Raw genomic sequence first — 16,737 nt, 5'->3', positions numbered from 1 at the left:
GGGCTGCGAACTCACGGATTTCCTTGTAACAGTCGCTTCATCAGCAGTGTGGGCAGGTTTTTCCGCGTATCGGCAATGATGTGGACGTAGATCGTTTGCCCCCGCACCTCATAAATGATCCGGTTCATTCCCGAGAGAGTTTGTCGATATTGGCTGAGATTGAGCTTCTCAATCTCTTCCGGGACTGACCCGGCATAGGGCTGGCTTCCCAAATGACGGATGGCTGCTTTCAGATTGGCGTAGGTGTTTTGCCATGTCTGTGAAGAAAATTGTTTGGTGAGATAAGTACGAATTTCTTTGAGGTCTGTTTCGGCGGACTGAAGAATGACGACCTTTAAGCTCATTGATGGTCGGCCTTGTCCATTTCTGCAAAGACGTCTTCGGCATCCCGAAACTTGCCCTCCTCAATCTCCCGATTGCCCATTGCCAAGAGCTTTAAAAGAGCCATTGTGTCTTCTTGCTCTTCAAAGCTTTTCACATCCATGACCACAAGCTTCGCTTCACCGTTTTGGGTGATCACCAAGGGTTCACGGCTCTCGGTGAGCGTTTTAACGATTTCTGCAGTGTGGCTTTTCAGGTAACTGATCGGCTTGATTTGGGATGAAAGCTTCATGGGATGAGCCTCGTCAGATTGGATAGGACTGAGTTTAGTCTTAATTCAGTCCTGCGTCAGGCTGCACCGACCAACGTTTCCAGGAGTCGGGTCTCGTTCTAGATTTTCGTTGCAGCCAATGCCGTCTTCGCGGGCAAGCCTTGCTCCTACAATTTATGCGCGGTGCGCCAATCCCTGTAGGAGCGAGGCTTGCCCGCAAAGGGACCTTGAAGGCACTAGATCCGGAAACTGCCAACCAACTGCTTCAACCGCGCTGCCTGCTGCTCAAGATCAGCACACGCACGCAAGGTCGATTGCAAATTCTCCACACCTTCCTGGTTCAGCGTATTGATCTCGGTGATGTCGACGTTGATCGACTCGACCACGGCCGTCTGTTCTTCGGTCGCGGTCGCCACGGACTGGTTCATCCCGTCGATCTCACCGATGCGCTGCGTCACGCTACCCAGGCGTTCGCCGGCCTGGTTGGCGATGCCGACGCTGCTTTCGCTCTGGCGCTGGCTGTCGGTCATGGTGCTGACCGCTTCCCGGGCGCCGACTTGCAGTTCTTCGATCATCTTCTGCACTTGCTGCGCCGAATCCTGAGTGCGGTGGGCGAGGTTGCGCACCTCATCCGCGACCACGGCAAAACCACGACCGGCTTCACCGGCACGGGCTGCTTCAATGGCTGCGTTGAGCGCCAGCAGGTTGGTTTGCTGCGAAATGCTGGTGATCACTTCCAGAATCTGGCCGATGTTTACCGTGTTGCTGTTCAGGGTTTCGATGTTGCCGCAGGAGTCGCTGATTTTTGCCGACAGCTGCTGCATGGCTGCGATGGTTTTATCCACCACGTGCTGACCGTCTTCGGCCAAGGCACGGGCGTCGCTCGAATGCTGCGAAGCAAGGGCGGCGTTCTGGGCGATTTCCTGAGCGGCGGCGCCGAGTTCATTGATCGCCGCAGCCACGCTGCTGGTGCGTGAGGCTTGTTGATCGGAGTTGAACATCGATGAGTTCGATGCAGCCACTACGCGCAAGGCGACTTCGTTGACTTGGCCGGTGGCCGAGGACACTTCGCGGATCGAGGTATGAATCCGCTCCACAAAACGGTTGAACGAGATGCCCAGCGCACCGAATTCGTCCTGGCCGTGAATGGTCAGACGCTTGGTCAGGTCGCCTTCGCCCTCGGCGATGTCATGCATGGCGCGGCCCATGGTCAGCAGTGGTTGCATCAGCACGCGGATCAACATGCTCAGCAGCGCGATGATGATCACCACGGCAATGATCATGGCGATGATTGCCGAGGTGCGGAATTCGCTGAGCATCGAGAACGCGGTCTCTTTATCCAGCACCAGCGCCACGTACCAGTCTGCAGATGGCACACCGTTAATGTGAGTGAAGGAGACAAACTGGGTTTTTCCGTCCAGTTCGACTTCCTTCAGGCCCGGGCTGATTTTCGGCGCGCCGTTGGGGTAAGCGTCGGCCAGGTTCTTGAGCACCAGTTTGCTGTCCGGGTGAATCAGGATCTTGCCGTCTGCGCTGACAATGAACGCATGGCCGTGGCCACCGAAATTTAACGAGTTGATGATCGCGCTGACGCTGGACAAATCAATGTCTGCACCGGCGACGCCAATCATTTGATTCTGATGCTTCACTGGCGTGGCAACGGTGATCACCAGTTTGCCCGACGACGCCGCAATGTAGGGTTCAGTGACGATGGTCTGTTGCGCGTTGTTGGCTGCCTTGTACCAGCCACGAGCGCGCGGGTCGTAGTCCGCCGCGCGATTGCCGGCCGGGACCGAGAACATCACACCATCGGTGCCGCCGAAGTAGCTCAGCTGGAAGTTGCTGGTGTAGGCCGGCAGGTCGATGGCGCGCTTGAGGTTGGCCTGGGCGCTGCCGTCCACGGTGATTTGCTGGGACAGCGATTGCAGCAACTGGATGCGGCTTTCCAGCCAGGTCTGGATGTTGCTGGTGGTCAGGCTGCCGAGTTCCTGCATCGAGGACTCGGTACTGCTGAGCAGGGTCTGCCGCTGGCGGTAATCGTTGAACAGGATGAAACAGGCGAATGCAACGGCCACCACGAGAGCGGCTGCCAACAGGATTTTGTGGCTGAATTTCATGTTTCTGGTCATTAAATGAGCTACCGCTAAGGGGCTGGTCAACAAGGGGTGTCAATTTGCCACAGTGGAAGGCTTTGCGCTGTTTCTATGTCGACTGGCCAGCGCCAAAGATTAGGCGGCTTCTGCGAAAACCGACGAAATACTCAGCGGCGCGAAAAAGTGGCTGATTTATCGTCAAAAGGCTGACGGGCGACCAAACAAATAGCCGAATCCTCAGGGAACCAGACAGGTGTTTTCTCTTCTAAGCTTCAGCTTGGCAGCCATGCCATTCCCTACCCCCAGGAGTTACACCATGTCGCTGCGATCTATCGCCTTGCTCTCGTTCTGCGTGTTGTTGGCAGCGTGCGGCAAGATCAATCAGGAAAATTACTCGAAGCTGTCGACCGGCATGCCCAAGGCCGAGGTTGAAACCTTGCTGGGCAAACCGACCGATTGCTCGGGCGCGCTCGGCATGTCCAGTTGCACTTGGGGTGACCAAAAAAGCTTTATCAGCGTGCAGTATGCCGGTGACAAAGTGCTGATGTTTTCCGGCCAAGGCCTGAAGTAAACCGGGGCTGTTCGCCCGCGGGAGAAAAAAATAATGAAGCGGTTACTGATCGTTCTTTTTGCCGGCCTGGTACTGGCCGGCTGCGCCACTTCTGGCGTAGATACGTTGGCACCCAAGACCGTCAACACGGTCAACCTCAAGCGTTACCAGGGAACCTGGTACGAGTTAGCGCGTCTGCCGATGTATTTCCAGCGCAACTGCGCGCAATCCGAGGCCCATTACACCCTCAAGCCTGACGGTGACATGGCGGTATTGAACCGCTGCCTGACGTCGGATTGGCAATGGGAAGAGGCCAAAGGCACGGCTTATCCACAGGTGCCCGGCAAGGCCGACAAGCTGTGGGTCGAGTTCGATACCTGGTTCTCGCGACTGATCCCGGGTATGGCGAAGGGAGAGTACTGGGTGTTGTACGTCAGCGATGATTACAAGACCGCGATTGTCGGTGACCCGAGCCGCCGCCATCTCTGGCTGCTGTCACGCACCCCGACGGTCAATGGTGTAGTGCGCGAAGAGCTGCTGAGCAAGGCGCGTCAGCAGGGTTATGACACGACGCGACTGATCTGGCGCACGTCGGATACCAAGATGGCCAAGACGTCTAACTGATCGCACATATCCCTGTGGGAGCGAGCTTGCTTGCGATAGCGGACTGTCAGTCAACATCATTGTTGAACCTGGTGGCCCCATCGCGAGCAAGCTCGCTCCCACAGATTTATAGGGTGTCAGCCCAAGAGATCGCGCAGAACCTGGGTAAAGGCGCGGTTACTTTCTTCTTCCTCGGCATGGCGCCCATCACGCACAACCCACTGGCCGTTGACCAGCACATCGCGCACCTGACGATCACCACCGGCAAACAACCAACGGTTGAGAATTCCATCGCCACTGGCCGTCGCCAGGTACGGATCGTTGCCATCCAGCACCAACCAATCCGCGCGCTTGCCGACTGCCAGGGCGCCAATCGGCTGTCCTAGCGCTTGGGCACCGCCATCCAGCGCGGCGTCGTACAGTGTGCGGCCGACCATCGGCTGATCCGCGCCATACAAACGATTACGCCGCTGATCGCGCAGACGCTGGCCGTATTCCAGCCAGCGCAATTCTTCCACCACACTCAATGACACATGGCTGTCGGAACCGATGCCCATGCGCCCACCCTGCGCCAGGAAATCCACCGCCGGAAAAATCCCGTCGCCAAGGTTGGCTTCGGTGGTCAGGCACAGGCCGGCGATGGCGCGGCTCTTGGCCATGAGCGTGACTTCTTCCGGGTTGGCGTGAGTCGCGTGGACCAGGCACCAGCGCTGATCGACTTCAGTGTTTTCGTACAGCCATTGCAGCGGACGGCGACCGCTCCAGCTCAGGCAGTCATCGACTTCCTTCTGCTGTTCGGCAATGTGAATGTGTACCGGGCACTGCTTGTCACTGGCTGCCAGCACTTCACTGATCTGTTGCGGTGTAACCGCGCGCAAAGAGTGGAAACACAAACCCAGGGCCTGCGCCGGCTGTTGCGCCAGGAGCGGCTGCAAGCGCGACTGCAATTTCAGGTAGTTTTCGGTGCTGTTGATAAAGCGGCGCTGACCTTCGTTCGGGGTCTGGCCGCCGAAACCGGAGTGGCTATAGAGCACTGGCAGCAGGGTTAAACCAATACCGGCGGAGCTGGCCGCCTGGCTGATGCGCAGCGCCAGTTCGGCCGCGTCTGCGTATGGTTGGCCGCTCGTGTCGTGGTGTACGTAATGAAATTCCGCGACCGAGGTGTAACCGGCCTTGAGCATTTCGATGTACAGCTGACGGGCGATGACGCCGAGTTGGTCCGGGCTGATTTTTCCGACGAGCCGGTACATCAAATCGCGCCAGGTCCAGAAACTGTCGTTCGGATTGCCCGCCACTTCCGCCAAACCGGCCATGGCCCGCTGGAAGGCGTGAGAGTGCAAATTCGGCATCCCCGGCAGCAGCGGACCGCTCAGCCGCTCGGCATCATCTGCGTGGGAATCGGCCTGGATATGGGTCAGCATGCCATCGACGCTGACCTCAAGACGTACATTGTTGGCCCATCCACTAGGCAGCAGCGCGCGTTCGGCAAAGAAGGCGGACATGGTTCAGCACCCCATCGTGTGTTATTTGTATATACATATACAGACGTTTGCCTGCTCGGTAAACTCCGGCAAGCTAGCAACTCCTATTAAATGAACAAGGATCAAACGTGCCGACTCCCTCTGCCACATTGCCGCCGAATGCCAATCTGAGCGCCAATCTGGGCGACAGTCCGGCGCCCTTGTACGCCCGCGTCAAACAGATGATTACCCAGCAGATCGACAGTGGAAACTGGCCGCCGCACTACCGTGTTCCGTCGGAAAGCGAGTTGGTCAGTCAGCTGGGTTTCAGCCGCATGACTATCAACCGCGCGCTTCGCGAGATGACCGCCGACGGCTTGCTGGTGCGCATGCAGGGTGTCGGAACATTCGTCGCCGAGCCGAAAAGCCAGTCTGCCTTGTTTGAAGTGCACAACATCGCCGACGAGATCGCCTCCCGTGGCCATCGCCATACCTGCAAGGTGATCACCCTTGAAGAAGAGGCCGCCGGTTCCGAGCGGGCCGTGGCCCTGGACATGCGCGAAGGCCAGAAAGTTTTCCACTCGCTGATCGTGCATTTCGAAAACGATATTCCGGTGCAAATCGAAGACCGTTTCGTCAACGCGCTGGTCGCGCCGGACTACCTCAAGCAAGACTTCACCCTGCAAACGCCCTACGCCTATCTGAATCAGGTCGCGCCGTTGACCGAAGGCGAGCATGTGGTCGAAGCGATTCTCGCCGAGCCGTCCGAATGCAAATTGCTGCAGATTGAGAAGGGCGAGCCGTGCCTGCTGATTCGTCGCCGCACCTGGTCTGGCCGTCAGCCCGTGACCGCCGCCCGTTTGATCCACCCCGGTTCCCGCCATCGTCTGGAAGGACGGTTCCACAAGTAAAGAGCCCTATGAGCCAGTTGAAAGTTTTACGCGCGATCGATTACCCGCGCATGCCGTGGAAAAACGGCGGTGGCAGCACCGAAGAAATCACCCGTGATGGAGGTGCCGGCCTTGAGGGTTTCGGCTGGCGCCTGTCGATTGCCGACATCGGTGAGTCGGGCGGGTTTTCCATCTTTGCCGGCTATGAGCGGGTGATCACCGTGCTGCAAGGCGAGGGCATGAGCTTGCGCGTCGACGGTCAGGACACGCGTCCGTTGTTACCGCTGGACCCGTTTGCGTTCAGTGGCGAGAGTCATGTGTCCTGCACATTACTCGGCGGGCCGATTCGCGATTTCAACCTGATTTATGCGCCGGACCGTTACCACGCGCGATTGCAGTGGCTGGAGGGCGATCAGCGGTTTTTCAGCTCGGCCGGCACCGTGTTGGTGTTCAGCGTCGCTGAACAGCTTGAAGTGACGGTGGGTAACAGCGCCTCTCAGCTAGGGCGCCATGATTGTCTGCAGCTGGACGGTAACGTTGGTCTGCTGGATATCTCCGTCAAGGGTCAGTGCTGTGTGATCGAGCTGGCCGCACGCTGATCCAGCACCGAGTCGCCTCTATCGCGGGCAAGCCTGCTCCCACAGGGACATCATCGTACTTGTGGGAGCGGGCTTGCCCGCGATGCTTTTCAGGGCTCAAAACCCGTTTCCCATTGCGCACCACTTTGTTACCGAACGCCCCAGCGTGGCGCAAAACCACGTTCACGTAACAACTCCCTGTTCGCTCAAACAAACCTCAAAAAAATTTCATCTACGCTGAAACCCTTGATCCATGGGCTTTCCAGCCATCCAAAAACTTTTCTTGAGCACTCATCCAGCAAGTTGGCCGCTTGATTGCATATGCTTGTATGTACAAGTAAAGACGTATGCGTATGAGTCGATTCGAGGCTCCCCGCAACGTCCACTGATTCGCTTGTGTCGCTTTGACGCGCACAGGCTGGCTTGCCCACCGCCAGGGTTGGTTTGGATTGATCGCTGAGGAGTCTTTTTCGTGACTGACAATACCCAGAAACCTACAAAGTTTCGTGACGTTGAAATTCGTGCCGCTCGCGGTAACAAGCTGACCGCCAAAAGCTGGCTGACTGAAGCGCCGCTGCGCATGCTGATGAACAACCTCGACCCGGAAGTCGCCGAGAACCCTAAAGAACTGGTGGTTTACGGTGGTATTGGTCGTGCGGCCCGTAACTGGGAATGCTACGACAAGATCGTCGAAAGCCTGACCAACCTGAACGACGACGAGACCCTGCTGGTGCAATCCGGCAAGCCGGTCGGCGTGTTCAAGACCCACAGCAACGCCCCGCGCGTGCTGATCGCCAACTCCAACCTGGTGCCGCACTGGGCGAGCTGGGAACACTTCAATGAACTCGACGCCAAAGGCCTGGCCATGTACGGCCAGATGACCGCCGGCAGCTGGATCTACATCGGCAGCCAGGGCATCGTTCAGGGCACCTACGAAACCTTCGTCGAAGCCGGTCGCCAGCACTATAACGATGACCTGAAAGGTCGTTGGGTCCTGACCGCAGGCCTCGGCGGCATGGGCGGCGCGCAACCATTGGCCGCAACTCTGGCCGGCGCGTGCTCGCTGAACATCGAGTGCCAGCAGGTCAGCATCGATTTCCGCCTGAACAGCCGCTATGTCGATGAGCAAGCCACCGACCTCGACGACGCGCTGGCCCGCATCGCCAAATACACCAAAGAAGGCAAAGCGATTTCCATCGCTCTGCTGGGGAACGCGGCTGAAATCCTGCCGGAACTGGTCAAGCGCGGCGTGCGCCCGGACATGGTCACCGACCAGACCAGCGCCCACGACCCGCTCAACGGCTACCTGCCGGCCGGCTGGACCTGGGAAGAGTACCGCGCTCGCGCCAAGATCGAGCCTGCTGCTGTGGTCAAAGCCGCCAAGCAATCCATGGCCGTGCACGTTAAAGCGATGCTCGACTTCCAGAAAATGGGCATTCCGACCTTCGACTACGGTAACAACATCCGTCAGATGGCTCAGGAAGAAGGCGTCGAGAACGCGTTCGACTTCCCAGGCTTCGTACCGGCTTATATCCGTCCGCTGTTCTGCCGCGGCATCGGCCCGTTCCGTTGGGCTGCACTGTCGGGCGACCCGCAGGACATCTACAAGACCGACGCCAAAGTAAAAGAACTGATCCCGGACGATGCCCACCTGCACAACTGGCTGGACATGGCTCGCGAGCGCATCAGCTTCCAGGGTCTGCCGGCACGTATCTGCTGGGTTGGCCTGGGCCTGCGCGCCAAGCTCGGTCTGGCCTTCAACGAGATGGTCCGCAGCGGTGAATTGTCCGCGCCAATCGTGATCGGTCGCGACCACCTGGACTCCGGCTCTGTTGCCAGCCCGAATCGCGAAACCGAATCGATGCAGGACGGTTCCGACGCCGTGTCCGACTGGCCACTGCTCAACGCTCTGCTCAACACCGCGAGCGGTGCGACCTGGGTTTCCCTGCACCACGGCGGCGGCGTCGGCATGGGCTTCTCCCAGCATTCGGGCATGGTGATTGTCTGCGACGGTACTGACGAAGCGGCCGAGCGTATCGCTCGCGTGCTGCACAACGACCCGGCTACTGGCGTTATGCGTCACGCCGATGCCGGTTACCAGATCGCGATCGACTGCGCCAAGGAGCAAGGTCTGAACTTGCCGATGATTACCGGCAAATAAACAGGCTTTGGCCTGATGCAAAACCTGTAGGAGCGAGGCTTGCCCGCGAAGGCGTCTTTTCTGACACACCGCGGTTCGCGGGCAAGCCTCGCTCCTACAGGGATCACCAACACCGACAAACAATCCACAGAGGTTGAACATGGCTGTTAACAGCGATCGTGCAGGCAGTAAACCGTTGATCGAGAAACGTTCGATCGACTACATCCCGGAAGCGGAGAGACACGGTCGTCTGTTGAGCCAGTTCACCCTGTGGATGGGTGCCAACCTGCAAATCACCGCGATTGTCACCGGGGCTCTGGCCGTGGTGCTGGGCGGTGACGTGTTCTGGTCGTTGATCGGTCTGTTGATCGGTCAACTGCTCGGCGGTGGCGTAATGGCGCTGCATGCGGCGCAAGGGCCCAAGCTTGGCCTGCCGCAGATGATTTCCAGCCGGGTACAGTTCGGTGTGTACGGCGCGGCCATCCCGATCGTGCTGGTGTGTCTGATGTACCTCGGTTTCACCGCAACGGGCACCGTGCTTTCCGGCCAGGCGCTGGGCCAGTTGTTTGGCGTCAGCGACAGCGTCGGTATCCTCATTTTCGCCAGTGTCATCGTACTGGTCACGGTGCTCGGTTATCGGGTGATTCATTTCATCGGCCGTGTCGCCAGTGTCATTGGCGTGATTGCCTTCGTTTACCTGTTCAGTCGCCTGATGAGCCAGACGGACGTTGGCGCACTCCTGCAAATCCGCCACTTCAGCTGGAGCAGCTTCCTGCTCGCGGTATCGCTCGCAGCGTCCTGGCAGATCGCCTTCGGCCCCTACGTGGCTGACTACTCACGCTACCTGCCGAGTAGCACGTCCTCGGTGAAAACCTTTTTCGCCGCCGGTGCCGGTTCGGTCATTGGCGCACAGGTGGCGATGATCCTCGGTGTGTTTGCCGCCGCCATGGCCAACGGGCAATTCGCCGGCCACGAAGTGGCCTACATCGTTGGTTTGAGCGGCAGCGGTGCCACCGCCGCGCTGCTGTACTTCAGCATCGCATTCGGCAAGGTCACCATCTCCACGCTGAACTCCTACGGCAGCTTTATGTGCATTGCGACCGTCATCAGCGGTTTCCGTGGTGACCTGCGGGTAACGCACTTGCAGCGTCTGGTCTTCGTGCTGGTCATCGTAGGCACTGCGACCCTGATCGCGTTGCTCGGTCAGCACTCGTTCCTCGGTGCGTTCAAGTCCTTCATCCTGTTTTTGCTGGCTTTTTTCACGCCATGGAGCGCGATCAACCTGGTGGACTACTACTGCATCACTCGCGAGCGCTATGACGTGCCGGCGCTGGCCGATCCGAACGGTCGCTACGGCCGTTGGAACCCGCTCGGTATCAGCGTCTATGTCTTCGGTGTGCTGGTGCAACTGCCGTTCATTTCTACCAAGTTCTATACCGGTCCGCTGGTGGACGCTCTGGGTGGTGTGGATATTTCCTGGATCATCGGTCTGGTGCTTCCCGCAGCCCTGTATTACGTGTGCGCGAAAAAATGGCACAGCGCAGTACCCGATCACCTGATCCTGCCGGTCGAGCAGGACAGCGATGTACAACCTGAAACAAGCGGGGCCGGTCGCGCTGCAGCGCAGGCCTGATTGGACGTGGACAGGGCTGGATGCCTCTTGACTGCCGTAAGCCAACTCATGATTAGGAGCGTCAAACAATGAAATCGAACAAGACCCTGCTGACCACATTGCTTTCCATGGGCCTGCTGGCCAGCGCCGGCGCCACTCAGGCGGCTGGCTGGTGCGAATCGGGCAAACCGGTGAAGTTCGCCGGCCTGAACTGGGAAAGCGCCATGCTGCTGACCGACGTGATGCAAGTTGTGTTGGAGAAAGGCTACGACTGCAAGACCGACAGCCTGCCAGGTAACTCCATCACCATGGAAAACGCCCTGAGCAGCAACGACATTCAAGTGTTCGCCGAAGAGTGGGTCGGCCGTAGCGAAGTCTGGAACAAAGCCGAGAAGGCCGGCAAAGTCGTCGGTGTCGGCGCTCCTGTCGTGGGGGCCGTCGAAGGCTGGTACGTGCCGCGCTACGTGATTGAAGGCGATGCCAAGCGCAAGCTGGAACCCAAGGCGCCGGACCTGAAGAACATTGCCGATCTGGCCAAATACTCCGCTGTGTTCAAGGACGCCGAAGAGCCCTCCAAGGGCCGTTTCTACAACTGCCCGGCTGGCTGGACCTGTGAATTGGACAACAGCGAAATGCTGAAAAGCTATGGCCTCGAAAATAGCTACACCAACTTCCGCCCAGGCACCGGCCCGGCGCTGGATGCGGCAGTGCTGTCGAGCTACAAGCGTGGCGAGCCGATCCTGTTCTACTACTGGTCGCCAACGCCGCTGATGGGCCAGGTCGACGTGGTGAAACTTGAAGAGAAGCCAGGCGTGAACAAAACCGTGACCATCAAGGTCGGCCTGTCTAAAACTTTCCACGAGCAAGCCCCGGAACTGGTAGCCGTGCTGGAAAAGGTCAACCTGCCGATCGACCTGCTGAATCAGAACCTCGGGCGCATGGCCAAAGAGCGGATCGAGTCGCCAAAACTGGCCAAGATCTTCTTGAAGGAACATCCTGAAGTCTGGCACGCGTGGGTGAGCGAAGACGCAGCCAAAAAGATCGACGCGGCCTTGTAGGTCGAGTGTCTCCGACTGTCGGCGACGGCAGTCGGATGCTTGATCGCAACCCCTTGATTGAGAGTCTTTTTATGTTTCCCGAAAGCTTTACCTTTTCCATCGCCGACTGGGTCAACAGTTGGGTCGATTCGCTGGTCACCAACTATGGCGACGTGTTCCGCAGCATCTCCGACACCCTGTTGTGGGCCATCGTCAATCTTGAAGGGCTGCTGCGTGCGGCGCCTTGGTGGCTGATGCTGGCGATCGTGGCGGGCGTTGCCTGGCACGCCACCCGCAAAATCGTGACCACGTCGGTCATCGTCGGTCTGCTGTTCCTGGTGGGTGCGGTCGGCCTCTGGGACAAGCTGATGCAGACCCTCGCGCTGATGATGGTGGCGACAGTCATCTCAGTGCTGATCGGCATTCCGCTGGGCATCCTCTCGGCGCGCAGCAATCGCCTGCGTTCAGTACTGATGCCACTGCTGGACATCATGCAGACCATGCCGAGTTTCGTGTACCTGATCCCGGTATTGATGCTATTCGGCCTGGGCAAGGTCCCGGCAATTTTCGCCACGGTGATCTACGCCGCGCCGCCGCTGATCCGCCTGACCGATCTGGGGATTCGTCAGGTCGACGGTGAAGTGATGGAAGCGATCAACGCCTTCGGCGCCAACCGCTGGCAACAACTGTTTGGCGTGCAACTGCCGCTGGCCCTGCCGAGCATCATGGCCGGGATCAACCAGACCACCATGATGGCCCTGTCGATGGTGGTCATCGCCTCGATGATCGGTGCCCGTGGCTTGGGTGAAGATGTGTTGGTGGGGATTCAGACCCTCAACGTCGGACGTGGTCTTGAGGCCGGTCTGGCGATCGTGATTCTGGCAGTGGTCATCGACCGCATTACTCAGGCGTATGGTCGGCCACGGCATGAGGTGAGCAAATGAGCAGCGAAGCCATTAGCAAAAGCAATGAAGCCATCAGCAAGATCGAAGTCAAAAACGTCTTCAAGATTTTTGGCAGCCGTTCCAAGGATGCGCTGGGCATGATTGGCCAGGGCAAGACCAAAGACCAGGTATTGGCCGAAACCGGCTGCGTGGTTGGCGTGAACGACCTGTCGCTGAGCATCGGCACCGGCGAGATTTTCGTGATCATGGGGCTGTCGGGTTCCGGCAAGTCGACCCTGGTGCGCCACTTCAATCGCCTGATCGACCCCACCAGCGGCGCGATCCTGGTGGACGGCGTGGACATCCTGCAATACGACATGGAAGCCTTGCGCGAATTTCGCCGGCACAAGATCAGCATGGTGTTCCAGAGCTTCGGCCTGCTGCCGCACAAGACCGTGCTGGATAACGTCGCCTACGGCCTGAAAGTACGCGGCGAGAGCAAGCAAATGTGCGCCGAACGCGCGCTGCACTGGATCAACACCGTGGGTCTCAAGGGCTACGAAAACAAATACCCGCATCAGCTGTCCGGCGGTATGCGCCAGCGTGTGGGCCTGGCCCGCGCCTTGGCGGCGGACACCGACATCATCCTGATGGACGAAGCCTTCAGCGCCCTCGACCCGCTGATCCGCGCCGAGATGCAGGACCAGTTGCTTGAGCTGCAAAAGACCCTGCACAAGACCATCGTCTTCATCACCCACGACCTCGACGAGGCCGTGCGCATCGGCAACCGCATCGCGATCCTCAAGGATGGCCGGCTGATTCAGGTCGGCACGCCACGAGAGATCCTGCATTCGCCGGCGGATGAGTATGTGGACCGGTTTGTACAGCGGCGGGCTGCGGTGGTTTAAGGGTTTGCGGTGATCGGGCGGGCCTCTTCGCGGGCAAGCCTCGCTCCTACAGGATTGGCGTTTGCCTCCGAATGTGGGAACGACACAAACCTTGTAGGAGCGAGGCTTGCCCGCGAAGGCGTCGGTAAAGCTGCATCAACATTCAGGTTGTACGCATGAGGTCAAAGATGTCCCAGGCTGAAAAAATCGTTATCGCCGACGCTCCATTGCGTTGGCAGGATGTGGTCGCCGTCGCTCGTCACGGCGCGCAGCTCGAGCTGTCGCCTCAGGTGTGGGCGCGGATTGAAAATGCCCAGGCGATCGTCCAGCGCATCGTCGCCAGCGGCGAGCGCGCCTACGGCGTCAACACCGGCCTTGGCGCCTTGTGCAACGTCTCGCTCAAAGACGAACAACTCAGCCAATTGTCGCGTAACACCTTGCTCAGTCACGCCTGTGGCGTCGGTGCACCGCTGGCCGACGAGCAGACCCGCGCAATCATGTGCGCCGCCATCGTCAATTACAGCCATGGCAAATCCGGCCTGCATCGGCAGGTGGTCGAGGCGCTGCTGGCGTTGCTCAATCGTGGCATCACCCCGCAAGTGCCCTCCCAGGGCTCGGTGGGTTACCTGACCCACATGGCCCACATCGGAATCACGCTGCTGGGTGTTGGTAATGTCAGCTATCGCGGGCAGATCGTTTCCGCGCAGCAGGCCTTGAGCGAGGAAGGTCTGCAACCGGTCCAGCTCGGCGCCAAAGATGGCTTGTGCCTGGTCAATGGCACTCCGTGCATGACCGGTCTCAGCTGTTTGGCAATTGCCGATGCGACGCGTCTGGTGCAGTGGGCTGATGTGATCGGTGCCATGAGCTTCGAAGCTCAGCGCGGTCAGATCGCCGCGTTTGACGCCGAGATCATCGCGCTCAAGCCGCATCCAGGCATGCAGCAAGTCGGTATCAATCTGCGCGCATTGCTCGATGGCAGTGAGGTGATTGCCAGCAGCAAAGGTATTCGCACTCAAGATGCGTTGAGCATCCGTTCGATCCCTCAAGTCCACGGCGCCGCTCGCGATCAACTTGAGCACGCGAAAAAGCAAATCGAAACCGAACTCAACTCGGTCACCGACAACCCGATGCTGCTGGGCACGCCGGACGACTTCCGGGTGGTGTCCCAGGCCAACCCGCATGGTCAGTCAGTGGCATTGGCAGCGGATTTGCTGGCGATTGCCATGGCGGAAATCGGCTCTATCGCCGAGCGTCGCCTGGACCGCTTGATCAACCCGCATGTCAGCGGTTTGCCGGCGTTTCTGGTGGCCAATCCCGGGGTGAATTCCGGGATGATGATCGTCCAGTACGTTGCCGCGTCCCTGTGTGCGGAAAACCGCCAGTTGGCGCAACCAGCGGTGCTCGACAACTACGTCACCTCGGGCTTGCAGGAAGACCACTTGAGCATGGGCACCAACGCGGCGCTGAAACTGCATCGCGCGCTGGAAAACTGCACGCAGATTCTCGCCATTGAATATTTGCTGGCATCCCAGGCGTTCGAATTCCTCAAAGAACAACGCTTTGGCGCTGGCACCGATATCGCGTGGCGTCTGCTGCGTGAGCGGGTTCCGGCCTACGACCAGGACCGCTGGCTGGCGCCGGACATCGCCGCTGCTGCCGGTGTTTTGAAAGATTCAAATTTGCTGCACAAGGCTTTACCGAACCTGAACTGATTTCTACATAAGCCAGCGTGCCAAGGCGCCATCCCCTCAAAAGGCGGGAAGCGACGGACAACGGATATCTCCGGAGCGTGTGGCTAGTTAATAACAAACTCTCAAAAGGAGCACAAAATGACTGCGCTTAACCTGATTCCCGGCCAACTGAGCCTTGCCCAACTGCGTGATGTTTATCAGCAACCGGTCAAAATCACCCTCGACGAAAGCGCTTCGGCGCAAATCGAAGCCAGCGTCGCCTGCGTGGAACAGATCCTCGCCGAGAACCGCACTGCTTATGGCATCAACACCGGTTTCGGCCTGCTGGCCTCGACCCGTATCGCCAGCGAAGACCTGGAAAACCTCCAGCGCTCGCTCGTTTTGTCCCACGCCGCCGGTGTTGGCGAGCCGATCAGCGACGCCTTGGTGCGGTTGGTCATGGTGCTTAAGGTCAACAGCCTGAGCCGTGGTTTCTCCGGCATTCGCCGCGTAGTGATCGACGCGCTGATCGCGCTGATCAATGCCGAGGTTTACCCGCACATTCCATTGAAAGGTTCGGTCGGCGCCTCCGGCGACTTGGCGCCATTGGCGCATATGTCCCTGGTGCTGCTGGGCGAAGGTAAAGCTCGCTACAAAGGCGAGTGGATGCAAGCAACCGAAGCGCTGAAAGTTGCCGGTCTGACACCGCTGACCCTGGCCGCTAAAGAAGGTCTGGCGCTGCTCAACGGTACTCAGGTTTCCACCGCTTACGCCTTGCGTGGCTTGTTTGAAGGCGAAGATCTGTTCGCCGGTGCCGTGGCGCTGGGTGCCCTGACCGTCGAAGCGGTACTGGGCTCGCGCTCGCCGTTTGATGCACGCATTCATGCCGCTCGTGGCCAGAAAGGCCAGATCGACGCCGCTGCCGCTTACCGTGATCTGCTGGGCGAGCGCAGCGAAGTGTCCGACTCGCACCAGAACTGCGAAAAGGTTCAGGACCCGTACTCCCTGCGCTGCCAGCCGCAAGTCATGGGCGCCTGTCTAACCCAGTTTCGTCAGGCCGCCGAAGTGCTCGCCATCGAAGCCAACGCCGTTTCGGACAACCCGCTGGTGTTCGCCGCTGAAGGCGACGTGATCTCCGGCGGTAACTTCCACGCCGAGCCGGTGGCCATGGCCGCCGACAACATGGCACTGGCCATTGCCGAAATCGGTTCCCTGAGCGAGCGCCGCATCTCGCTGATGATGGACAAGCACATGTCGCAATTGCCGCCATTCCTGGTGGCCAATGGTGGTGTGAACTCCGGCTTCATGATCGCCCAGGTGACCGCGGCGGCCTTGGCCAGCGAGAACAAGGCTTTGTCTCATCCGCACTCGGTGGACAGTCTGCCGACTTCCGCCAACCAGGAAGACCACGTGTCCATGGCTCCGGCGGCGGGCAAGCGTCTGTGGGAAATGGCGGAAAACACGCGTGGTGTTCTGGCGGTGGAATGGTTGGCGGCAGCTCAGGGGCTGGATCTGCGCGAAGGTCTGAAGACCTCGCCAAAACTGGAAAAAGTCCGCGCCATCCTGCGTACTGAAGTGCCGTTCTACGAGAAGGACCGCTTCTTTGCTCCTGATATCAACTCGGCTAGCGAGTTGTTGGCGACCCGTTGCCTGAGCGAGCTGGTCACGGCGAAGTTGCTGCCTAGTCTGTAATGGCCTCTTCGCGGGCAAGCCCGCTCCCACAAGGATCTCGCTGAACCTG

At 59.1% G+C, this 16,737-nt stretch carries 15 protein-coding genes and 1 pseudogene; 11 read left to right on the top strand and 5 right to left on the bottom strand.

Features of this window, described 5'->3' with window-relative positions:
- Positions 1-11: 11 nt before the first annotated feature.
- The 4 genes and pseudogenes from NHU87_RS07500 to NHU87_RS28585 all read right to left on the bottom strand — a co-directional run.
- The gene (locus NHU87_RS07500) at positions 12-344 is read right to left on the bottom strand and encodes a type II toxin-antitoxin system RelE/ParE family toxin (RefSeq protein ID WP_253547060.1); all 333 of its coding nucleotides are present in this window, start codon (positions 342-344) and stop codon (positions 12-14) included.
- The gene (locus tag NHU87_RS07495; RefSeq protein ID WP_030129260.1) at positions 341-613 is read right to left on the bottom strand and encodes a type II toxin-antitoxin system Phd/YefM family antitoxin; all 273 of its coding nucleotides are present in this window, start codon (positions 611-613) and stop codon (positions 341-343) included. Before NHU87_RS07495 ends, NHU87_RS07500 begins: the two co-directional genes overlap by 4 nt.
- 215 nt (positions 614-828) lie before the next feature.
- On the bottom strand, positions 829-1,593 hold the full coding sequence (locus tag NHU87_RS28590) for a methyl-accepting chemotaxis protein (RefSeq protein WP_437180826.1): 765 nt from the start codon (positions 1,591-1,593) through the stop codon (positions 829-831).
- Positions 1,594-1,686: 93 nt separating this feature from the next.
- Positions 1,687-2,709, bottom strand: a pseudogene (locus NHU87_RS28585) (HAMP domain-containing protein); the annotation flags it as partial.
- Between the two features lie 292 nt (positions 2,710-3,001).
- Here NHU87_RS28585 and NHU87_RS07485 point away from each other — a divergent pair.
- Positions 3,002-3,256 carry an outer membrane protein assembly factor BamE gene (locus NHU87_RS07485; RefSeq protein ID WP_253547056.1) on the top strand — a complete coding sequence of 85 codons (255 nt, stop codon included), beginning with the start codon at positions 3,002-3,004 and terminating at the stop codon, positions 3,254-3,256.
- A 33-nt stretch (positions 3,257-3,289) separates the two neighbouring features.
- Complete coding sequence (locus tag NHU87_RS07480; protein WP_253547054.1) at positions 3,290-3,859, top strand: lipocalin family protein; 570 nt, start codon at positions 3,290-3,292, stop codon at positions 3,857-3,859.
- A gap of 116 nt (positions 3,860-3,975) precedes the next feature.
- Here NHU87_RS07480 and NHU87_RS07475 read toward each other — a convergent pair whose 3' ends face one another.
- Positions 3,976-5,340 (bottom strand): formimidoylglutamate deiminase, encoded by a 1,365-nt coding sequence (locus NHU87_RS07475; protein ID WP_253547052.1) that lies wholly within the window; start codon positions 5,338-5,340, stop codon positions 3,976-3,978.
- A 200-nt stretch (positions 5,341-5,540) separates the two neighbouring features.
- Between NHU87_RS07475 and hutC the strand changes: the two genes are divergently transcribed.
- The 9 genes from hutC to hutH (NHU87_RS07430) all read left to right on the top strand — a co-directional run bounded on the left by hutC (position 5,541) and on the right by hutH (NHU87_RS07430) (position 16,688).
- Positions 5,541-6,209, top strand: coding sequence for a histidine utilization repressor (gene hutC / locus NHU87_RS07470; RefSeq protein ID WP_238542634.1), 669 nt, complete (start codon positions 5,541-5,543; stop codon positions 6,207-6,209).
- Positions 6,210-6,217: 8 nt separating this feature from the next.
- Positions 6,218-6,787, top strand: a complete 570-nt coding sequence (locus NHU87_RS07465; RefSeq protein WP_253547050.1) for a HutD/Ves family protein — start codon at positions 6,218-6,220, stop codon at positions 6,785-6,787.
- A gap of 451 nt (positions 6,788-7,238) precedes the next feature.
- Complete coding sequence (gene hutU / locus NHU87_RS07460) at positions 7,239-8,927, top strand: urocanate hydratase (RefSeq protein WP_253547048.1); 1,689 nt, start codon at positions 7,239-7,241, stop codon at positions 8,925-8,927.
- Positions 8,928-9,066: 139 nt separating this feature from the next.
- Complete coding sequence (locus NHU87_RS07455) at positions 9,067-10,539, top strand: purine-cytosine permease family protein (protein ID WP_253547045.1); 1,473 nt, start codon at positions 9,067-9,069, stop codon at positions 10,537-10,539.
- A 68-nt stretch (positions 10,540-10,607) separates the two neighbouring features.
- Positions 10,608-11,576: an ABC transporter substrate-binding protein gene (locus NHU87_RS07450; protein WP_253547042.1), complete on the top strand. Its 969-nt coding sequence runs from the start codon at positions 10,608-10,610 to the stop codon at positions 11,574-11,576.
- Positions 11,577-11,647: 71 nt separating this feature from the next.
- Entirely contained in the window at positions 11,648-12,499 is an 852-nt protein-coding gene (locus NHU87_RS07445; protein WP_123499998.1) for an ABC transporter permease, read from the top strand.
- Complete coding sequence (locus NHU87_RS07440) at positions 12,496-13,347, top strand: quaternary amine ABC transporter ATP-binding protein (protein WP_053078303.1); 852 nt, start codon at positions 12,496-12,498, stop codon at positions 13,345-13,347. The genes NHU87_RS07445 and NHU87_RS07440 overlap by 4 nt, the downstream gene beginning before the upstream one ends.
- A 167-nt stretch (positions 13,348-13,514) precedes the next feature.
- The gene (hutH, locus tag NHU87_RS07435; RefSeq protein ID WP_253547039.1) at positions 13,515-15,038 is read left to right on the top strand and encodes a histidine ammonia-lyase; all 1,524 of its coding nucleotides are present in this window, start codon (positions 13,515-13,517) and stop codon (positions 15,036-15,038) included.
- 117 nt (positions 15,039-15,155) lie between these two features.
- Positions 15,156-16,688, top strand: coding sequence for a histidine ammonia-lyase (gene hutH / locus NHU87_RS07430; protein ID WP_253547037.1), 1,533 nt, complete (start codon positions 15,156-15,158; stop codon positions 16,686-16,688).
- The last annotated feature ends 49 nt before the right edge of the window (positions 16,689-16,737 follow it).

The sequence above is a fragment of the Pseudomonas mandelii genome (assembly GCF_024138395.1).
Taxonomy (GTDB): Bacteria; Pseudomonadota; Gammaproteobacteria; order Pseudomonadales; family Pseudomonadaceae; genus Aquipseudomonas; species Aquipseudomonas mandelii_E.
This window is presented reverse-complemented; position numbering and strand designations above follow the sequence as displayed.

Bases quoted from the DNA above. Each gene is read 5' to 3' on its own strand.
- NHU87_RS07500 (WP_253547060.1), bottom strand. From the start codon at position 344: ATGAGCTTAAAGGTCGTCATTCTTCAGTCCGCCGAAACAGACCTCAAA.
- NHU87_RS07495 (WP_030129260.1), bottom strand. From the start codon at position 613: ATGAAGCTTTCATCCCAAATCAAGCCGATCAGTTACCTGAAAAGCCAC.
- NHU87_RS28590 (WP_437180826.1), bottom strand. From the start codon at position 1,593: ATGTTCAACTCCGATCAACAAGCCTCACGCACCAGCAGCGTGGCTGCG.
- NHU87_RS07485 (WP_253547056.1), top strand. From the start codon at position 3,002: ATGTCGCTGCGATCTATCGCCTTGCTCTCGTTCTGCGTGTTGTTGGCA.
- NHU87_RS07480 (WP_253547054.1), top strand. From the start codon at position 3,290: ATGAAGCGGTTACTGATCGTTCTTTTTGCCGGCCTGGTACTGGCCGGC.
- NHU87_RS07475 (WP_253547052.1), bottom strand. From the start codon at position 5,340: ATGTCCGCCTTCTTTGCCGAACGCGCGCTGCTGCCTAGTGGATGGGCC.
- hutC (WP_238542634.1), top strand. From the start codon at position 5,541: ATGATTACCCAGCAGATCGACAGTGGAAACTGGCCGCCGCACTACCGT.
- NHU87_RS07465 (WP_253547050.1), top strand. From the start codon at position 6,218: ATGAGCCAGTTGAAAGTTTTACGCGCGATCGATTACCCGCGCATGCCG.
- NHU87_RS07455 (WP_253547045.1), top strand. From the start codon at position 9,067: ATGGCTGTTAACAGCGATCGTGCAGGCAGTAAACCGTTGATCGAGAAA.
- NHU87_RS07450 (WP_253547042.1), top strand. From the start codon at position 10,608: ATGAAATCGAACAAGACCCTGCTGACCACATTGCTTTCCATGGGCCTG.
- NHU87_RS07445 (WP_123499998.1), top strand. From the start codon at position 11,648: ATGTTTCCCGAAAGCTTTACCTTTTCCATCGCCGACTGGGTCAACAGT.
- NHU87_RS07440 (WP_053078303.1), top strand. From the start codon at position 12,496: ATGAGCAGCGAAGCCATTAGCAAAAGCAATGAAGCCATCAGCAAGATC.
- hutH (WP_253547039.1), top strand. From the start codon at position 13,515: ATGTCCCAGGCTGAAAAAATCGTTATCGCCGACGCTCCATTGCGTTGG.
- hutH (WP_253547037.1), top strand. From the start codon at position 15,156: ATGACTGCGCTTAACCTGATTCCCGGCCAACTGAGCCTTGCCCAACTG.